Here is a 19,496-nt window from a genome sequence, read left to right on the forward strand (position 1 = left end):
GGCGTCGTGAGTCCAGACCGATTTTCAGACAGTTGGTCTGTCTAGTTTCAAGGAGATGCCGCATGCGCAAGATAGCAGGAGTTCTCGGGCTCGGTTTGCTGACGATGGTTTCCGTACCGGCGATGGCGACGGAAGTGGGCGTGCTCGATTGGCGTGAAGCGCTGATGTCTTCCAATTCTGCCCAGGCATCGATGAATCAGCTGAAAAACCGTATCAGCGCTCAGCAACAGCAGGCGCAGTCGTTGAGCCAGGAGCTGCAACAGCTGCAGCAGCGTTTGCAGAAGGACGGGGACGTGATGTCCGAGTCCGAGCGCAATTCGGTAACCCAGCAGCTGCGCCAGAAGGGCGGCCAGTTCCAGCAGCTGCGGGGCCAGATTTCCCAGGCGCAGCAGCAGGCCGAACAGCAGTACCTGAAGAGCGCCAAGCCCAAGCTCGACCAGGCGATTCAGCAGGTCGTCGACGAGCGCGATCTGGACATGGTCGTGGATCGTGATGCCGTGGTCTATTCGGGTGACAGCCTCGATATTACCTCCGAAGTCACGCAGATCTTCAATTCGCTCAACTAATGGTTCAAACCGGCGCCCGTTCATGAAGAGAGATGCTTCTACCTCTTACACGCTTGGCGAACTCGCCGAGCGGATCGACGCTCGCGTGGTCGGTGACGCGAACCTGCGTGTCAGCGGGCTGTCGACGCTGACCGATGCCGGCCCGTCGGATCTGGCATTTCTCGCCAATCGGGCTTACCTGAAGTATCTGGCCACGACTCGCGCCGGTGCCGTGCTGGTCAATCCGGCTCATGGCGACAGCTGCCCCTGTCCGCGACTGGAGCTGGACAACCCCTATCTGGGCTACGCCAAGCTGTCGCGGCTGTTCGATCCGCTGGTCAATCAGGTCTCTCGAGGCGTGCATTCGACGGCGGTGGTATCGCCCGAGGCGACCCTGGGCGAGGGTGTCGAGATCGGTGCCCATTGCGTCATCGAAGCCGGCGTCGTCCTTGCTGATGACTGCGTCATCGGCGCAGGGTGCTTCATTGGCGCCGATACCACGATCGGTCGCGGCTCCCGGCTCCATGCCAACGTGACGCTTTATCACGGCGTGATCATCGGCGAGCGTGCCATCCTGCACAGCGGTTGTGTCATCGGCGGTGACGGGTTCGGATTCGCCCACGACGGCAAGCACTGGGAGAAGATCGCTCAGCTGGGCGGTGTGACGCTGGGTGACGATGTCGAAGTCGGCAGCTGCTCGAGCATCGATCGCGGGGCGCTGGGCGACACGCAGATTGGCAGCGGGGTCAAGATCGACTCCCAGGTCCAGATTGCCCACAACGTGCAGATCGGCGACCACAGCGCGCTGGCAGGCTGCGTCGGAATCGCCGGTTCCACCAAGGTCGGCCGTCACTGTCTGCTGGGCGGCGGCGTCGGGCTCTCCGGTCATCTGACCCTGGCCGATGGCGTCCAGGTGACCGGCATGAGCTTGGTCACGAATTCGATTCCGGAGCCTGGCGTCTATTCCTCCGGCACCGGTTCGATGTCGAATAGTCAGTGGCGAAAAAACGCTGTACGCTTCAAGCAGCTCGACGAAATCGCCAAGCGATTGACCCGTCTCGAGCGCAATATTCGCGACGCCTGAGGGTTCTCTGATGGATCCGGGGAGCCCTCCCGGGCCATCTCGATCACGCCCCCGAAGCTGGCAGTCGTCCGGTGCGCCTGTATAATGCCCGCCCAAATGGGTGAACGCCGTTTTGCCTCCCTGTGCCTGCCCTTGGTCAAAAGTGTAGGGGCAGGCATTTCGTTATTTCAGAGGTTGTATTGATGATCATGGACATCAACCAGATTCGCGAGTATCTACCGCATCGTTATCCGTTTTTACTGGTAGATCGCGTGATGGAGATCACGCTGGGCGAATCGATCGTGGCGTACAAGAACGTCAGCATCAACGAACCTTTCTTCAACGGCCATTTCCCTCATCATCCGATCATGCCCGGTGTGCTGATCATCGAAGCGATGGCGCAGGCTTGTGGCATCCTCGGCTTCAAGACGGTCAACAAGCTGCCGGCCGACGGCTACGTCTATTATCTCGTCGGCAGCGATAACGTACGCTTCAAGCGTCCGGTCATGCCGGGAGACCAACTGCGTCTCGAGGCCAATGTCATCAAGGGCAAGAGAGGCATCTGGAAGTTTGCCTGCCGAGCCACGGTCGATGGCGAATTGGCCTGCGAAGCCGAAATCATCTGTGCCGAGAGGAAAGTCGCTTGATTCATCCCTCCGCCATCGTCGATCCCTCCGCCCGACTGGCCGATGACGTCGAAGTCGGTCCCTTCAGCGTGATCGGACCCGACGTCGAAATCGACGCCGGCTGCGTGATCGGACCGCACGTGGTGATCAAGGGGCCGACTCGAATCGGTAAACGTAACCGGATCTTCCAGTTTTCGTCGGTCGGAGAAGAGTGCCAGGACAAGAAGTACGCTGGTGAAGCGACACGGCTCGAGATGGGCGACGATAACGTCGTTCGCGAGAGCGTGACGATTCACCGCGGCACCATTCAGGATCGCGGCGTGACCACCATCGGTAACCGCAATCTGTTCATGGCGTACTCCCACGTGGGCCATGACTGCCTGATTGGCAGCGATTGCATTCTCGCCAACCAGGCCACGCTGGCCGGCCACGTGACGCTGGGTGACTTCGCCATCATGGGGGGGCTCTCGGCCATTCATCAGTTTGCCCACATGGGTGAGCATGCCATGGCAGGCGGTGGATCGATCATCACCAAGGATATTCCCGCGTTCATCATGGTCAACGGTAACCCTGCCGCGGCGCATGGCCTGAACTCCATTGGCTTGAAGCGTCGCGGTTTCTCGGCGGAAGCGGTGCGGGCGCTGGGCGAATGCTATCGTCTGGTCTACCGCAAGGGGCTGACGCTCGAGCAGGCCATCAGCGAAATGGAGAGCCGCTTCTCGTTCGACGAGACGCGCCGCTTCGTCGATTCGTTGAAAGCCTCCAAACGTGGAATCACCCGTTAGGGTGGGCGCATGCGCGTCTATCTCGTCGCGGGCGAACTCTCGGGGGATATTCTCGGCGCCGGCCTGATGCAGGCGCTCAAGCGCCGGCATCAGCAGATCGAGTTCAGAGGCATTGGCGGTCCGCGGATGCAGGCGCAGGGGCTCGAGTCGCTCTACCCGTTGGAAACCCTGTCGGTGATGGGGCTGGTCGAGGTGTTGAAGCACCTGCCGGGCCTGATCAAGGTGCGTCGCCACCTCAAGCGCGATGCCCTGGCGTGGCGGCCGGATATCATGGTGGGCATCGACGCCCCGGACTTCAATATCGGTCTCGAGCGTCAGCTGCACGATCAGGGCATCCGTACGGCACACTACGTCAGTCCGTCGGTCTGGGCTTGGCGCCAAGGGCGGGTCAAGAAGATCGCCAGGGCGGTCGACGGGATGTTGACCTTTCTGCCATTCGAGGCGGATTTCTACGCCGATCACCATGTGCCGGTCGCTTATGTCGGCCATCCGCTGGCCGACGAGCTGCCCCTGGTCAACGATCGGGCGTCGGCGCGGCAGGCTCTCGGGCTTGCTCTCGATGTGCCGACCCTGGCCGTCCTGCCGGGTTCTCGCGGCAATGAAATTCGCTTCCAGGGAGAGATATTCCTGCGGACGGCGGCTGCGTTGCGTGAGCGCCTTGGCGCGCTTCAGGTAGCGATCCCCGCGGCCTCGCCCGAACGTCGGCAGGAGCTCGATTCCCTGCTCGAGCGGTTTCCGGAACTGGCGGCCAGCACGGTCGTCGTCGAGGGGCGTTCGCGTGAGGTGATGACCGCATCGGATGCCGTGCTGCTGACCTCTGGTACGGCGGCGCTGGAAACCATGCTCTGTCATCGTCCCATGGTGGTCGCCTACCGCATGGCACCGGCGACCTACTGGCTGGCCAGACGAATGGTCAAGACGCGCTGGATCTCGTTGCCGAATCTGATCGCGCAGGAAACACTGGTGCCGGAGCTGATTCAGGACGCCGTGACTGCCGAAGCGCTGGTCGATACGCTACTGCCGTGGTTCGAGGACGAACAGGCGCGCTCGGCGCTCGAACAGCGCTTCGCGGCACTCCACGCCGAACTTCAGCGCGGGGCCAGCGAGCGAGCCGCCACGGCCGTCACCTCGTTGGTCGAGCACGGGTCGCTGGATCCTGAAACTGGAAAGGTCTGACGAGAGAAGTCATGTCATTGAAGTCTCCGATTTCCGCCTGGCCGGACATCGTCATCGAATATGATGGGCATCTGATTGCCGGCGTCGACGAGGTCGGGCGAGGACCGCTGATCGGTTCGGTGGTAGCCGCGGCCGTGATTCTGGATCCTGATTGCCCGATCGAGGGTCTGACCGATTCCAAATGCCTGAGTGCGGCACGGCGCGAAGCCTTCGATTTGCAGATCCGGGAATGCGCGCTGGCCTTCGCCATTGGTGAAGCCACGCCGCAGGAGATCGATTCACTCAATATCTATCACGCCACGCATCTGGCGATGCGTCGTGCCATCGATGCGCTGCCGACACCGGCCGAATACCTGCTGGTGGATGGCAACCGGCTGCCGGGACATGCGTGCCCGGGGCTGGCCGTGGTCAAGGGCGACCTTCGTCACCCTGCGATCAGCGCGGCATCGATTCTGGCCAAGGTGGCTCGAGATGCGCAGATGGTCGCGCTTGACGCGCGCTATCCGGACTACGGCTTCTGTCGCCACAAGGGATATCCGACGCCGGAGCATCTCGAGGCGCTGGTCAAACTGGGTCCGCTGGGAGAACATCGCAGCTCTTTCGCCCCCGTTCGTGAGCGGCTTGCCGAGAGCGAACGCTCGATTTGCCGATAGGCCATTGTGGCCTGTCCCACCTTTAGGCATGCTGATCCTGCCGGTGCGCTGACCATGGTAGACGCTACGGCGTCACCGGCAGCATGACGGGATCGCGTGCCCGATATCCGCATTCATTCGCCGCCTGACTCGAGTTCGTCATGACAACACCCTTCGTTCATCTTCGTGTCCACAGCGAATACTCCTTGGTCGATGGCCTGGTCCGGCTCAAGCCGCTGATCAAGGCAACGGCCGAGGCCGGCATGCCGGCGGTCACCGTGACCGACGACACCAACCTGTTCGGCCTGGTCAAGATCTACAAGGCGGCCCAGGGCGCCGGGTTGAAGCCGATCATCGGCGCCGACCTGTGGCTGCACAACGCGCACGACGAAAGCCATCCCTATCGTTTGACACTGCTGGCGATGAACGATACCGGCTATCGCAACCTGACCGAGCTGATCTCGCGCGCCTGGACCGAAGGTCAGCGCCAGAACATGGCGATCCTCGACAAGGCCTGGGTCTTCGAACAGAGCGAAGGCTTGATCGCGCTGTCCGGCGCCCGGGAAGGGGAGATCGGCCGGTTTCTGATCGCCGAGCACGTCGACACGGCACGCCAGCTGCTGGCGGAGTGGCAGCAGCACTTCCCTGGCCGCTTCTATCTGGAACTGCAGCGTACCGGCCGCCAGTACGACGAAGAGTGCGTGCACCATTCGGTGCGGCTGGCCAGCGAGAGCGGTACGCCGGTGGTAGCGACCAACGATGTTCGCTTTCTCAAACGCGAGGACTACTGGGCTCACGAAACCCGCGTCTCGATCGGCGAAGGCAAGGCGCTGGAAGATCCCCGGCGCGAAAAACGCTATAGCGAAGAGCAGTATCTCAAGACGCCCGAAGAGATGGCCGAGCTCTTTGCCGATATTCCCGAGGCGCTCGAGAACAGCGTAATGATCGCGGCGCGCTGTAGCGCCAGCGTGCGCCTGGGCGAGATCTTCCTGCCGGAATACCCGATCCCGGAAGGAATGACCCAGGACGAGTTCTTCCGCAAGATCTCTCACGATGGTCTCACCGATCGTCTCAATCAGCTGTTCGGCGGCGATACCCCGATCTATCCGGGGCGATCACTGGCCGAGCACGAGCCCGCCTATCGCCAGCGGCTCGACTTCGAGCTCGATATCATCCTCAAGATGGGGTTCCCCGGTTACTTCCTGATCGTGATGGACTTCATTCAGTGGGCCAAGGACAACGACATCCCCGTCGGCCCCGGGCGAGGGTCGGGCGCCGGTTCGCTGGTGGCCTACGTGCTCAAGATCACCGATCTCGATCCGCTGGAATACGACCTGCTGTTCGAACGCTTCCTCAACCCGGAGCGTGTCTCCATGCCCGACTTCGACGTCGACTTCTGCATGGAGAAGCGGGATCGGGTCATCGACTACGTGGCCGATCGCTACGGCCGCAACGCGGTATCGCAGATCGTCACCTTCGGCACCATGGCCGCCAAGGCGGTGGTGCGCGACGTGGCACGTGCCCAGGGCAAGCCGTATTCGATGGGCGACAAGCTCTCCAAACTGATCCCGTTCGAGGTCGGCATGACGCTGGCCAAGGCGATCGAGCAGGAGCCGCAGCTCAAGGAGTATCTCGAATATGACGAAGAGGCTGCCGAAATCTGGGAGATGGCACTCAAGCTCGAGGGCATCACCCGCGGTACCGGCAAGCACGCCGGGGGCGTGGTCATTGCGCCGACCAAGCTGACCGATTTCTCGCCGCTGCTGTGCGAGGAAAACGGCTCCGGCCTAGTAGTGCAGTTCGACAAGAACGACGTCGAGGATGCCGGGCTGGTCAAGTTCGACTTTCTCGGCCTGCGCACGCTGACGATCATCGACTGGGCGTTGGAGATGGTCGACGTGGTGCGTGCCCGCGATGGTGTCGGCCCGCTCGATATCAGCACCATTCCGCTGGACGACAAGCCGACCTTCGACATGCTCAAGAAGGCCGAGACCACGGCGGTGTTCCAGCTCGAATCCCGCGGCATGAAGGAACTGATCAAGCGCCTGCAGCCGGATTCGCTGGAGGACATGATCGCGCTGGTGGCGCTGTTCCGCCCGGGGCCGTTGCAGTCCGGCATGGTCGACGACTTCATCAATCGTAAGCATGGCCGTGCCGAGCTCGCCTATCCCAGCGCGGATTACCAGCATGAACTGCTCAAACCGGTACTGGAGCCGACCTACGGCATCATCCTGTATCAGGAGCAGGTGATGCAGATTGCCCAGGTTCTGGCCGGCTATACCCTGGGTCAGGCGGACATGCTGCGGCGTGCCATGGGCAAGAAGAAGCCCGAGGAGATGGCCAAGCAGCGCGCCGGCTTCATGGAAGGGTGTGCGGCCAACGGCATCGACAAGGACCTGGCCGGCAACCTGTTCGACCTGGTGGAAAAATTCGCCGGCTACGGCTTCAACAAGTCCCACTCGGCCGCCTACGGCCTGGTGTCGTATCAGACCGCCTGGCTCAAGGCGCACTATCCGGCGCCCTTCATGGCGGCGGTGCTCTCGACCGAGATGGACAACCTCGACAAGGTCGTGCCGCTGATCGAGGAGTGCCGTCATATCGGGCTGACGGTGACGCCGCCCAACGTCAACGTGGGGGCCTACAAGTTCACCGTCGACGAAGGCGGCCAGGTCGTCTACGGGCTGGGCGCGATCCGTGGCGTTGGTGAAGGGCCGATCGGTGCCATCGTCGAAGCACGCGAAGCGGATGGCGAGTTCACGGACCTGTTCGATTTCTGCCGTCGTATCGATGGCAAGCGCATGAACAAGCGCACCCTCGAAGCACTGATTCGCTCCGGCGCGCTGGACACGCTGGGGCCGTCCCGCGCGGTGCTGGCGGCGTCGCTAGATGCCGCGATCAAGGCCGCGTCACAGAACCAGACCAACCAGAACCTGGGCATGATGGACATGTTCGGCGAGGCCTTCGCCGAAGCCGACGAGAGTCAGGACATCTACGCCGATTACCGCCACGCGCGCGAGTGGAGCGACAAGGAGCGCCTGGCCGGCGAGAAGGATACGCTCGGGCTCTACCTGACCGGTCATCCGATCGACGAGTACGAACACGAGCTCAAGCGCTTCGTGGCGACACGCATCGTCGACCTCAAGCCTTCTCGCGAACCGCAGCGGGTCGCCGGGCTGGTCGTGGCGATGCGGACCATGAAGTCGAAGCGTGGCGACACCATGGCGTTCGTCACCCTCGACGATCGCACCGGGCGCATCGAGGCCTCGCTGTTCGGTGAGCTGTTCGACCAGGTCCGCGGGAAATTGACCGCCGATCAGGTGCTGATCATCGAAGGCGAAGTCTCCAGCGACGACTATTCCGGCGGTTTGCGTCTGCGCAGCAAGGACGTCACCCTGATGGCCGACGCTCGCGCCCGCTTCGGCGAGGCGGTAGAGCTTTCGGTGGATGGCGGGCGTCTCAACGGCCAATTCTCGCGTTCGCTGCATGATAGCCTGTCGCCATGGCTGAGCGACGGCGGCCTGCCGGTCCGCGTACGTTATCGTAACGCCAAGGCCAGTGGCTGCTTCGAGCTTGCGGAGGCGTGGAAAGTCTCGCCCAGCGACGAGTTGATGATGGCCCTGCGCGAAGTCGAGGGTTACGAAAAGGTTGCGCTACGCTATCGGGGTGGTTGACCCGCCGAAGCAGGGCGCCTCCTTGCTAACACTCGTGGAGGTGCGATAATAATCCGTTTCGCGGCACGCCAGTCGCCCGTGTTTCGCTCGTATTCAGAAACCGAAGCTTGCCAGGATCACACAGTAGAAGCTCTATGAATCCCAATTATCTAGACTTTGAACAACCGATTGCCGAACTCCAGGCCAAGATCGAAGAGCTGCGACTGGTCGGCAACGATAGCCGCATCAGCCTGAGTGACGAGATCGGTAAGCTCGAAGAGAAAAGCCGTAAACTCACCGAGCAGATCTTTCGTGACCTGACCGCCTGGCAGGTGACGCAACTGTCGCGTCATCCTCAGCGCCCTTACACGCTCGACTATCTGGACAACATCTTCACCGATTTCGACGAAATGCACGGCGATCGCAATTTCGCCGACGATGCCGCTCTGGTCGGCGGTGTGGCGCGTCTCGACGACAAGCCGGTAATGGTCATCGGTCATCAGAAAGGGCGCGACGTCAAGGAGAAGGTGCGCCGCAACTTCGGCATGCCGCGTCCCGAAGGGTATCGCAAGGCGTGTCGTCTGATGGAGACGGCCGAGCGCTTCAAGATGCCGGTACTGACGTTCATCGACACGCCCGGCGCCTATCCCGGCATCGATGCCGAGGAGCGCGGCCAGTCGGAAGCGATCGCCTACAACCTCGCCGTCATGTCGCGCCTGAAGACGCCGATCATCGCCACGGTCATTGGCGAAGGTGGCTCCGGCGGAGCCTTGGCCATCGGTGTCTGCGACGAACTGCAGATGCTGCAGTATTCCACCTACTCGGTTATCTCGCCGGAAGGGTGCGCCTCGATTCTCTGGAAGAGCGCCGAGAAGGCCTCCGAAGCCGCTCAGGCCATGGGCATTACCGCCTCGCGCCTAAAAGAGCTCGGCTTTGTCGATTCACTGATCGAAGAGCCGCTGGGCGGCGCGCATCGCAATCCGCGCAAGACCGCCAATCAGGTCAAGGAAGCGTTGACGGATAGCCTCGATCGGCTGCGGGCGATGGATACCGAGACGCTGCTGGAGCGAAGGTATGAGCGCTTGATGAGCTACGGCGCCCCTTCGTGAAGATGACCGGCTGCGCTCACTCATACGGCGTTGAGCGCTCACTCGGTCTGCTCATGTAGTGAACTACACTGCGCGCCCTCGATCGCGCTCGCCTTGTCTAAGTATCGCTCGCACGGTCACGCGGCGGTATGGGATTTTGTCGAAAGGTCGAGCGTCCAGGAGCCTCGCGTTGCAGCATTCTCTAGAAGCTCTCATTGATAACGCCCTGGCATGTCACGTGCCGGGGCGTGTCGTCTGGGTGGCGCTTTCCGGCGGTCTCGACTCTTCCTTGCTGTTGAGCGTGGCGGCGCCGCTGGCGCGCAAGGCCGGGGTCGAGCTGCGTGCAATTCACGTCAATCATGGCTTGCAGGCGGCGGCGGGCGGCTTCGAGACGACTTGCCGCGAACTGTGCGATTCGCTGGCCGTGCCGTTGACCGTGGCTTCGGTCCGGGTCGACGCCGCGGGGCAGGGGATCGAGGCGGCCGCTCGGGAGGCCCGTTACCAGGCTTTCGCGACGCATCTCTCTCCGGGTGACCGCTTGTGGCTGGCGCAACATGCGGACGATCAGGTCGAGACCTTTCTGCTGGCCGCACTGCGCGGTAGCGGCGTGCGAGGGCTGGCCGGCATGCCTTCCCGGCGCGAGTGGCGAGGCATCCAGATCGAGCGGCCCTGGTTGAGCCTCGCCCGGTCGGTCTTGCTGACAGAAGCGCATCAGCGTGGGCTCGAGTGGTTCGAAGATCCGACCAATACCGACCTGGCGTTCGATCGAAACTACCTGCGCCATCGGGTGGTGCCGCCACTGCGCGAGCGTTGGCCGGGCGTGGCCGGGGCATTCGGACAGAGTGCCGAGTGGCTGCAGGAAGCCGACGAGCTGCTGGCAGAGCTGGCGGCGATCGATCTGGATCAGGCCGGGGGCGATCCCGGTCGCTTGCGGTTGGCGACGCTGGCCGCGCTAAGCACTTCTCGCCGTCGCCTGCTGATCCGTCATGCGCTCGAACGCCTGGGCATTCCCGCGCCGCCGGCTGCGCGCCTGATCGAGCTCGAACGGCAACTGACGATGGCGGGGGCGGATCGCCTGCCGGTCATTCGTTGGCCGGGCGGCGAGGCGCGGGTCTGGCGGCATCATCTCTATCTGATGGCGCCGCTGTCGCCGGTGGATCCCGCTTGGCAGACGGCGTGGAACGGGCAGTCGCCGCTCGTCACCCCCTGGGGCGTGCACCGCGTGAGCCTCCATCGACCGCACGGGGCTGCCACGCCAGCGCTGCGGGTCGGGCTGCGTCAGGGGGGCGAAAGCCTGCGACTGGCGGGGCGTGGCAGCCGCGATCTCAAGCGCCTGCTGCAGGAGGCTGGGATTCCTCCATGGCAGCGTGATCGTCTGCCGTTGATCTGGTGCGGAGACGAGCTGGTGGCCGTGCTCGGCATCGTTTCGGCCGAAGGTTGGCATCAATCGCCGGCATCGCCTGATCCCGAAGCAGAAACGTGAACGTGTCTCCCGACGGTCACGACGCAGGCATCAGGCGTCGTAGTTCAACGTCAGTCCCGCAGCCTTCTGGTAGGCCGCTTCCTGTTCCAGATCATTGAGCAGCAACGCCTGATGCCGGGTTTCCGGCAGCGTGAGATGCAGGGTGTCGCCGTCGCAGGCGAGACGGAAGTCGATGATCGCCTGTTCCGGCCGGGCGTGGTTGAGCATCACGGCGAGCCGGAGCAGACGGGCCAGTCGTTGGTAGGTCGCCTGCACGGTACGGGGCAGCGCCTCCAGCTCCTTCTGGGCGAATTTGCGCCGATGGGCGCGTACCAGAAACGCCAGAGCCTGCTGCTCGGGGCGGGAGAAGCCGGTCAGGTCGGAGTACTCGATGAGATAGGCGCCGTGACGATGAAACTGGCTGTGGGAGATCGCCAGGCCGATTTCATGCACCTGGGCTGCCCAGTAGAGAAACAGGCGCTGCTCTTCGCCGAGCTCCCAGGCGTCCCGGACCTGATCGAATGCCGCCATGGCGGTTTCAGCCACATTTTCGGCATGGGTCGTCTCGACGCTGTAGCGCCGCATCAGCAGATCGACGCTGTGGCGGCGGGAATCCTCGGGGGTGTTGCGGCCGATCAGGTCGAACAGCACGCCTTCGCGCAGCGCGCCGTCGGAATAGCGCATGCGTTCCAGGTCGAAGGCTTCGAAGACCGCACAGAGAATGGCAACGCCGGCCGGGAAGACCCGCGCCCGATCCTCCTTGAGGCCTTCCATCGCGACCTTATCCAGGTGGCCGAAGCCGATCAGCTTCTTGCGCAGTTTCATCAAGGCTTCGCGCTCGATCAGCGTGGCGTCACCATCGCCTCGGGCGGCGATGACCGCTGCCGCGGCCTTGATCGTGCCACTGGAGCCGATCGGATCCTGCCATCCCAGCTGGTTGTAATGGCGCTGGATGTTGGCCAGTTCGGAAAGCGCGGCCATCTCGGCGCGCCGGAAGCGCTTTTCGCTGAGCTCGCCGTCGGCGAAAAAGGCGCCGGTATAGGCCACGCAGCCCATGTGGAGGCTTTCCAGCGCCTGCGGTTCGAAGTCCTCACCGATGATGAACTCGGTGGAACCGCCGCCGATATCGACGATCAGGCGCCTGCCGTGCACTTCGGCCAGCGCATGAGCGGCGCCGAGGTAGATCAGGCGCGCCTCTTCGCGGCCGCCGATGATCTCGATGGTGTGGCCGATCAGCGCTTCGGCGCGATCGATCAACGCCTGGGCGTTATGGGCTGCGCGAAGGGCGTTGGTGCCGACGATACGCAGGTCGGCGGGCGAGACGCCCTCGAGAAAAGGGGCGAAGCGCTCGAGGCAGCCGAGCGCACGATCCATGGCGACTTCGGTAAAGTTTTCGTCAGCATCGAGGCCGGCGGCAAGCTGTACTTTCTCGCCCATCTTGGCGACGACCTGGAGTTGGCCGTGCTGGTAATTGGCGACCAACAGGTGGAAGCTGTTGGAACCGAGATCGATAGCGGCCAGACGGCGCGTCGCGTCTTCGGCGGTCGAATTCCCGCTCATGGCGTGGCGTCCTCGAAAGCTGGCAGTAGACAGGCGAGCGCTGAGCGTCACGACATAGAGTCGTTCCAGGCTTGTTGCCATTTCAGCACGTAGGGTGACCCAAGATTGCGGCGGGGGCGCGGCCTTGTCAATCGCTTAGGCGGCAGGCATGCTGGCGACACCGGCATCATACCCACCGAGAATCGAGCACATGCAGCCACAGCGGCGCCATCTGGACAGCGAGACGTTCGAGCGTCAGCGCGAAGAAGCGGAATCCCCCTGGTTGGCGATCTTCGTTGTCGACTGGTGTCAGCCGTGTGAAACCCTGCTGTCTCGGCTCTCGTCGGCTTCGCAGGAGTCGATCCGCGCGCTGCCGGTGGCGGTCGTGGATATCGATCGCGAGCCGGCACTGGCAGAGCGCTACGGCGTCAAGGGGACGCCGACACTGATCCTGTTCGTCGACGGCGAACCTCGGCTGACGCGTGTCGGGGCGTTGTCGGAACAGCAACTGCTGCAGATCGGTGAAGAGTGCGGGCGCCATTAGTCGAGGGCACTTGATAATGCAGCCGGTGATCGCCATATCGATACTTGCTTTCGGAAGATAGCTTGTCTACCATCTGGACGTTCGCCTGTTCCGAATGCTTCTCGACCGCGTCGCGGTCCCCCAAGTCGTCAGTCAATCCCAGTACCGATCTTTGGATAGTGACCACTCTCTCGGATGACACTTTCCGCGAGATGGCAGGCGAATCGAACCGCTCTCCCGGCACCTTCGTCACACGGCCAGTCGGCATCCCGACATGCGTCGACGCTGGGCCAACAGACCATACGAATGCCTGACATCCTGGGACGACTGAACGCGCCGCGCGGCGTTTGAACTGACCGCCTCTTGTCCTTCTTTTCTATCTCGGCAAAAGTCATTGCCTGCGACACGAGCCTTCTCTGACCGAACTCATGAATCTAACCGAACTCAAGCAAAAATCCGTTCCTGAACTGCTGGATATCGCCCGCGAAATGGGCATCGATAATCTGGCGCGCTCACGCAAGCAGGACATCATCTTCGCCATCCTGAAAAAACATGCGAAGAGTGGCGAGGACATTTACGGCGATGGCGTCCTGGAGATTCTGCAGGACGGATTCGGTTTCCTGCGTAGCGCCGACTCCTCCTATCTGGCCGGCCCCGACGACATCTACGTCTCGCCGTCCCAGATTCGTCGCTTCAATCTGCGCAAGGGCGACTCGATTGCCGGCAAGATCCGCCCGCCGAAGGAAGGCGAGCGCTACTTCGCGCTGTTGAAAGTCAACGAGATCAACTTCGACAAGCCGGAAAACGCCAAGCACAAGATCCTGTTCGAGAACCTGACGCCGCTGTTCCCGCAGGAGCGCATGGTGATGGAGATCGGCAACGGCTCTACCGAGGACATCACCGCGCGGGTCATCGATCTCACCGCGCCGATCGGCAAGGGCCAGCGTGGCTTGATCGTTTCGCCGCCCAAGGCCGGTAAGACCTTGATGCTGCAGAACATCGCCACCTCGATCACGCGCAACAACCCCGAATGTCACATGATCGTGCTGCTGATCGACGAGCGTCCGGAAGAGGTGACCGAAATGTCACGGACGGTGCGCGGTGAAGTCGTGGCATCGACCTTCGACGAGCCGCCGGCCCGTCACGTCCAGGTGGCCGAGATGGTCATCGAGAAGGCCAAGCGTCTGGTCGAGCACAAGAAGGACGTGGTCATCCTGCTCGACTCCATCACCCGCCTGGCGCGCGCCTACAACACCGTGGTGCCGTCTTCCGGCAAGGTGCTGACCGGTGGTGTCGACGCGCATGCCCTCGAGAAGCCCAAGCGCTTCTTCGGCGCCGCGCGTAACATCGAAGAGGGCGGCAGTCTGACCATCCTCGCCACGGCGCTGGTCGATACCGGCTCGAAGATGGACGAAGTGATCTTCGAGGAGTTCAAGGGTACCGGCAACATGGAAGCCCATCTGGATCGCAAGCTGGCCGAGCGCCGCGTCTATCCGGCTCTAAACATCCGTCGTTCCGGCACCCGGCGCGAGGATCTGATCGCCTCCGAGGAAGAAATGCAGCGCATGTGGATCCTGCGCAAGCTGCTCAACCCGATGGACGACGTGGCCGCTACCGAGTTCCTGATCGATCGCCTCAAGGACACCAAGACCAATCTCGAATTCTTCGAAGCCATGAAAAGACGTTGATTCCGGCTGGCTGCACTCGATGATACTGCGTTGGAAAATCGCTCAAGCTGCTCATTTACTCCCGTAAACTCCGCGCTCTCGCGATTTTCCGCCTTGTCTCATCTTCGTTCGCTCAGCCAGCTCTCAACGCTTCGTGAGATCTTGGGGTCAAAGCAGAAAATAAAGGGCAGCATGTTATGCTGCCCTTTTTGCGTTCTGGGCCGCCGGGCGTAGTGGAAAGAGTGGGAGGGATACGGGCAACGCCATGAAATATCACGATTTGCGGGACTTCATCGCGGCGCTGGAAGCGCGCGGTGAGTTGAAGCGTGTCACGGTGGAGGTGGATCCCTACCTGGAGATCACCGAGATCTGTGATCGCACGCTGCGAGCCGGTGGGCCTGCGCTGCTGTTCGAGAACGTCAAGGGTAGCGAGATGCCGGTGCTGGGGAACCTGTTCGGTACCCCGGAGCGCGTGGCCATGGGCATGGGGCAGGAAAACGTCGAAGCGTTGCGTGAGGTGGGCAAGCTGCTGGCTTTCCTGAAGGAGCCCGACCCGCCCAAAGGTCTCAAGGATGCCTGGGAGAAGCTGCCGATCTTCAAGCAGGTCATGAGCATGGGACCGAAGACGTTGCGTTCGGCGCCGTGCCAGCAGGTCGTTCTCGAAGGCGATGAGGTCGATCTCGATCGTCTGCCGATTCAGCACTGCTGGCCGGGCGACGTGGCGCCGCTTGTGACCTGGGCGCTGGTGGTGACCAAGGGGCCGCACAAGTCGCGCCAGAATCTGGGAATCTATCGTCAGCAGAAGCTTGGCAAGAATCGATTGATCATGCGTTGGCTGAGTCACCGCGGCGGGGCGCTGGATTTTCGCGAATGGCAGCAGACGCATCCCGGCGAACCCTTTCCCGTCGCGGTGGCGCTGGGGGCCGACCCGGCGACCATCCTGGGCGCCGTGACACCAGTGCCGGACACGCTCTCCGAGTACGCCTTCGCCGGCCTGCTGCGCGGCTCGCGGACCGAACTGGTCAAATGCGGCCACGCCGACCTGCAGGTCCCGGCTTCCAGCGAGATCGTGCTGGAAGGTTTCATCCATCCGGACGACATGGCCCCCGAAGGGCCCTATGGCGATCACACCGGATACTACAACGAAGTCGAAAGCTTTCCCGTCTTTACCGTCGAGCGGATCACCCATCGGCGTGATCCGATCTACCATTCGACCTACACCGGCCGCCCGCCGGACGAGCCCGCGGTGCTGGGGCTGGCGCTCAATGAAGTGTTCGTGCCGATCCTGCGCAAGCAGTTTCCCGAGATCGTCGACTTCTATCTGCCGCCGGAAGGATGCTCCTATCGCATGGCGGTGGTGACCATGAAGAAGCAATACCCCGGTCACGCCAAGCGGGTCATGATGGGCGTCTGGAGCTTCCTGCGCCAGTTCATGTACACCAAGTTCGTGATCGTGCTGGACGACGATGTCGATGCCCGCAACTGGGAAGACGTGATCTGGGCGATCACCACCCGGATGGACCCTGCCCGGGATACGGTGATGGTGGAGAATACGCCGATCGACTATCTCGACTTCGCCTCTCCGACGGCCGGGCTGGGCTCGAAGATGGGGCTGGATGCGACCAACAAGTGGCCCGGCGAGACGACACGGGAGTGGGGAGAACCCATCGTCATGGATCCGGCGATCAAATCACGGGTCGACGAGCGCTGGGAAAGCTATGGTATCGATATCGCGCCACCACAGGCGCGAACCGGAAAACCCTCGGACGGCGGGGCGGCATGACGGCAAACGATGAGGTGAACATGACGGTCAGAACGTTGACCTGCCAGGTGGAAACCGTCGAGGATCTGACGCCCGATGTGTTCCGGGTCGTGCTCGAAGGGCGTGCCGAGGCGATTGCCCATGCGCCCGGGCAGTATCTCGAACTGGAACTGCATGAAGAGACCTGGGTGCCGTTCTCGATCGCCTGCGCCGAAACCGGCGACGGCCGTCTGGAGCTGCACATTCAGCATTGGCCGGAACGCACCCACTCGGCGCGCCTGCGGGAGCTGCTGACCCATCGCAATCGGCTGTCGGTCCGGCTGCCCAGCGGCGAGTGCACGCTACCTGCAGGCCGTTCGGAGCCGCTGCTGCTGATCGCCGCCGGTACCGGCTTTGCCCAGCTCAAGGCCATCGTCGAAGCCGCCCTGACCGAGAATCCCGAACGGGACATCTCGATCTGGTGGGCCGTGCGCGAGCGCCGCGATCTCTATGCCGAAACCCTGGCGCGGGAATGGGCCCAGGCGTATGCGAACGTTCGTTTTCACGCTGTGGTCGAAACCCCGGAGGCCGCGCTCGAGGCGCTGCCCGGCGTGCGCTGGCACACCGGGCGTATCGATGAGGTGCTGGCATCGCAGCTGGATACGTTGGCAGGCGTCGAGATCTACCTCGCCGGATCTCCCGGCATGGTCTATGCCTGCGTGGATACGCTGGCCCCGTTGGGGCTGGTCGAATCGCAGGTCCATTCGGACGTCTTCAGCTATGCGCCGCGGGTGCCGTTTCTGCCACTGCCGGAGAGCGACCCGGATCAGGCGCCGTTGGCCCCGGGCGAGATCGCCTCGTCCCCGGAGAAGAAGTCGTGAGCCAATCCCCGATCCTGATCACCGGTGGCACTCAACGCCTTGGGCTGCACTGTGCCGAGCGGCTGCTCGACGACGGCCATCCGGTGATCGTCACCTATCGCCGCGAGCGGGAGTCGCTGTCGGCGCTACGGGAGCGTGGCGCGGTGACGCTGGCGGCGGACTTTGCCACCGAAGCCGGTATTCTCGACTTCATCGCCCGGCTGCGGGATAACACCGCGAGTCTGCGCGCCATCATTCACAACGCTGGGGAGTGGTTGTCGGACCCCGGTCCCGAGGCGGCCGGCGAAACCTTCGAGCGTCTGTTCCGGGTCAACATGCAGGCGCCGTATCTGATCAATATCCATGCCCGCAGCCTGCTGGACGCCTGCCAGGAGCCGCAGCGCGACATCGTGCATATCACCGACAGCGTAGTACAGCGGGGCGCGGCGGGGCAGTCCGCCTACGCCGCCACCAAGGCCGGGCTGGAAAGCCTGACCCGGTCGTTCGCCGCCCAGTTCGCGCCCACGATCCAGGTCAACGCCATCGCGCCCGGTCTGGTGATGCTCGCCGAGGGCGACGACGTGGATGGCGGCCGCGACCGGCGCGTGCCGGGGCCAGGGGTGATCTACCAGACCCTGCGTTACCTGCTCGACAATGACTTCGTCACCGGCACGATAATGCCGGTTGACGGCGGCAGCCACCTGGGCTGAAAGCGCCGCGATTCGTCTATAGCGAGACGGTGCTGTTGCGAATCTGTACCAGTTTGCCTTCGTCGATCACGGGGCCGGATGGCTTGCCTCCCGGCGCGCCGGAGCTCGGCTCCATGCTGACGGCGAAATCGGCGGTCTTCATCAGGCCCAGCATCTTGGCGGGAAGCTGCATGGTGGCCTGTCCCTGAGTCGGCAGCATGCCGAGCGAAACCGGCGTACCGTTCTCCATCATCCACAGCTCGCCGCCCTTGCCCGCGGGCATGGGGCCGGGTTCGACCGCCTGAACCATCATCTTGCCATCCAGGGTGGCATTGAGAATCCAGGCCGGCTGGCCGCTGGCGTGGTTGATCACGAAGACATATTCACCGGGCATCATCGCCGGCTCCCGTGGCGTCAGCGCGATCACTGCCAGAACCAGCGCCGCCGCCGTCGCGAAACCGCTGAACGCCCGCCAGAAGCCGAGACGCTGCAGCAGGCCCACTCTCAGCCCCAGGCGCGCGACAATGCCGGACCACAGATGGCCGGGCGGCGTCACCGGTTCCAGCTGCTGGTTGAAGATCTGCAGGTGCTCCCGCCAGGCATCGACGCTACGCTGCAGATCCGTGCTGACCGCCAGCAATGCCTCGAACTCGGCGCGCTGGTCTCGATCCAGCGTACCGAGAACGTACTCGCCGGCGGCCAGTTCGCGTGCTTCGGGGTCGCTCAAGTCAAACGTGTCATGCATGCCTTCAACCTCTCGAGGCCTCTGCGGACCCAGCTCTTGACGGTTCCCAACGGCGTGGTGAGATGCGCTGCCAGATCGTGGTGGGTCAATCCTTCGAAAAACGCAAGCTCGAGCACCTGGCGCTGTTGCGCCGTCAATTCGGTCAGGCACTGCTGCAATGATTCTGCCTGCTGATTGATGTCGCTCTCGCTCTCGACATCGGATTCGCCGGGCAGTGACTCGATGATCGCTTCGCTATCGGCTTCCTGGGGGCGCTGACGCCGGAGCCAGTCGATGCCGATGTTGCGCGTGAGGGTCGAAAGCCAGGTCATCGGGCGGGCACGGGAAGCATCGTACTGCCCGGCCACCTGCCACACACGCAGGTAGACCAGTTGCAGACAGTCCTGCGCGGCCGCTTCCTGCCGGACGATACGCAGTAGCTGGGCGTATAGATGCGGACTGGTCGCGCGGTAGAGCTTCTCGAAAGCGAGACCATCGCCACGGGCGCTGGCGTGAAGATTGTCGATCAGCACGTCATGAGGTGGGTAGGCCATGAAAGTCCTTGGAATCCTTTCTTTTTCTGATTTCCCAGTCTCGTCAACGGGCGAGAACAAGTAAAGCTCGGCGGCTCGTCGGCCAGCGTTTGCCTCAAAAGACTTGTCAAAAAGCGCCGGGGCGTTAGGATAGAGACACGATTTAGCGACATCACGTCTTTCGTGACGAATG

The 19,496-nt window shown here is 62.8% G+C and carries 17 protein-coding genes; 14 read left to right on the plus strand and 3 right to left on the minus strand.

Features of this window, described 5'->3' with window-relative positions; translation table 11 throughout:
* The first annotated feature begins 62 nt into the window (after positions 1-62).
* The 9 genes from CCD76_RS00675 (at position 63) to tilS (ending at position 11,048) form a co-directional block, all read left to right on the plus strand.
* Positions 63-566: an OmpH family outer membrane protein gene (locus CCD76_RS00675; RefSeq protein WP_087717642.1), complete on the plus strand. Its 504-nt coding sequence runs from the start codon at positions 63-65 to the stop codon at positions 564-566.
* 22 nt (positions 567-588) lie between these two features.
* Positions 589-1,629, plus strand: coding sequence for a UDP-3-O-(3-hydroxymyristoyl)glucosamine N-acyltransferase (gene lpxD / locus CCD76_RS00680; protein ID WP_087717643.1), 1,041 nt, complete (start codon positions 589-591; stop codon positions 1,627-1,629).
* A 182-nt stretch (positions 1,630-1,811) separates the two neighbouring features.
* Entirely contained in the window at positions 1,812-2,255 is a 444-nt protein-coding gene (gene fabZ, locus CCD76_RS00685; RefSeq protein ID WP_071231920.1) for a 3-hydroxyacyl-ACP dehydratase FabZ, read from the plus strand.
* Complete coding sequence (gene lpxA, locus CCD76_RS00690) at positions 2,252-3,019, plus strand: acyl-ACP--UDP-N-acetylglucosamine O-acyltransferase (RefSeq protein WP_087717644.1); 768 nt, start codon at positions 2,252-2,254, stop codon at positions 3,017-3,019. Before fabZ ends, lpxA begins: the two co-directional genes overlap by 4 nt.
* Before the next feature lie 9 nt (positions 3,020-3,028).
* Positions 3,029-4,195 carry a lipid-A-disaccharide synthase gene (lpxB, locus tag CCD76_RS00695; RefSeq protein WP_087717645.1) on the plus strand — a complete coding sequence of 389 codons (1,167 nt, stop codon included), beginning with the start codon at positions 3,029-3,031 and terminating at the stop codon, positions 4,193-4,195.
* Between the two features lie 11 nt (positions 4,196-4,206).
* Positions 4,207-4,848, plus strand: a complete 642-nt coding sequence (gene rnhB / locus CCD76_RS00700; RefSeq protein WP_087717646.1) for a ribonuclease HII — start codon at positions 4,207-4,209, stop codon at positions 4,846-4,848.
* A 140-nt stretch (positions 4,849-4,988) separates the two neighbouring features.
* Positions 4,989-8,498, plus strand: coding sequence for a DNA polymerase III subunit alpha (gene dnaE, locus CCD76_RS00705; RefSeq protein WP_087717647.1), 3,510 nt, complete (start codon positions 4,989-4,991; stop codon positions 8,496-8,498).
* A gap of 134 nt (positions 8,499-8,632) precedes the next feature.
* Positions 8,633-9,586 carry an acetyl-CoA carboxylase carboxyl transferase subunit alpha gene (gene accA / locus CCD76_RS00710; protein WP_087717648.1) on the plus strand — a complete coding sequence of 318 codons (954 nt, stop codon included), beginning with the start codon at positions 8,633-8,635 and terminating at the stop codon, positions 9,584-9,586.
* A 169-nt stretch (positions 9,587-9,755) separates the two neighbouring features.
* Positions 9,756-11,048, plus strand: a complete 1,293-nt coding sequence (gene tilS / locus CCD76_RS00715) for a tRNA lysidine(34) synthetase TilS (protein WP_087717649.1) — start codon at positions 9,756-9,758, stop codon at positions 11,046-11,048.
* A 30-nt stretch (positions 11,049-11,078) separates the two neighbouring features.
* Here tilS and CCD76_RS00720 read toward each other — a convergent pair whose 3' ends face one another.
* Positions 11,079-12,587: a Ppx/GppA phosphatase family protein gene (locus tag CCD76_RS00720; protein ID WP_087717650.1), complete on the minus strand. Its 1,509-nt coding sequence runs from the start codon at positions 12,585-12,587 to the stop codon at positions 11,079-11,081.
* 190 nt (positions 12,588-12,777) lie between these two features.
* On the opposite strand from CCD76_RS00720, the gene CCD76_RS00725 reads away from it, so the two are divergent.
* From CCD76_RS00725 to folM, 5 genes are all read left to right on the plus strand, one after another.
* Positions 12,778-13,110, plus strand: coding sequence for a thioredoxin family protein (locus CCD76_RS00725; protein WP_179208802.1), 333 nt, complete (start codon positions 12,778-12,780; stop codon positions 13,108-13,110).
* 407 nt (positions 13,111-13,517) lie between these two features.
* Positions 13,518-14,777 carry a transcription termination factor Rho gene (rho, locus tag CCD76_RS00730; protein ID WP_087717652.1) on the plus strand — a complete coding sequence of 420 codons (1,260 nt, stop codon included), beginning with the start codon at positions 13,518-13,520 and terminating at the stop codon, positions 14,775-14,777.
* 244 nt (positions 14,778-15,021) lie between these two features.
* Complete coding sequence (ubiD, locus tag CCD76_RS00735; protein WP_087717653.1) at positions 15,022-16,539, plus strand: 4-hydroxy-3-polyprenylbenzoate decarboxylase; 1,518 nt, start codon at positions 15,022-15,024, stop codon at positions 16,537-16,539.
* Between the two features lie 20 nt (positions 16,540-16,559).
* Positions 16,560-17,378, plus strand: coding sequence for an FAD-binding oxidoreductase (locus CCD76_RS00740; protein WP_087717654.1), 819 nt, complete (start codon positions 16,560-16,562; stop codon positions 17,376-17,378).
* Complete coding sequence (gene folM, locus CCD76_RS00745; RefSeq protein WP_087717655.1) at positions 17,375-18,067, plus strand: dihydromonapterin reductase; 693 nt, start codon at positions 17,375-17,377, stop codon at positions 18,065-18,067. The genes CCD76_RS00740 and folM overlap by 4 nt, the downstream gene beginning before the upstream one ends.
* Before the next feature lie 16 nt (positions 18,068-18,083).
* Here the strand turns inward: folM and CCD76_RS00750 are convergent, their stop codons facing one another.
* Both CCD76_RS00750 and CCD76_RS00755 read right to left on the minus strand, forming a co-directional pair.
* Positions 18,084-18,791 carry an anti-sigma factor gene (locus CCD76_RS00750; RefSeq protein ID WP_087717656.1) on the minus strand — a complete coding sequence of 236 codons (708 nt, stop codon included), beginning with the start codon at positions 18,789-18,791 and terminating at the stop codon, positions 18,084-18,086.
* Positions 18,770-19,324 carry a sigma-70 family RNA polymerase sigma factor gene (locus CCD76_RS00755; protein WP_087717657.1) on the minus strand — a complete coding sequence of 185 codons (555 nt, stop codon included), beginning with the start codon at positions 19,322-19,324 and terminating at the stop codon, positions 18,770-18,772. The genes CCD76_RS00750 and CCD76_RS00755 overlap by 22 nt, the downstream gene beginning before the upstream one ends.
* Between the last annotated feature and the right edge of the window lie 172 nt (positions 19,325-19,496).

It is taken from the genome of Salinicola salarius (genome assembly GCF_002179555.1).
Lineage (GTDB): Bacteria > Pseudomonadota > Gammaproteobacteria > Pseudomonadales > Halomonadaceae > Salinicola > Salinicola salarius_A.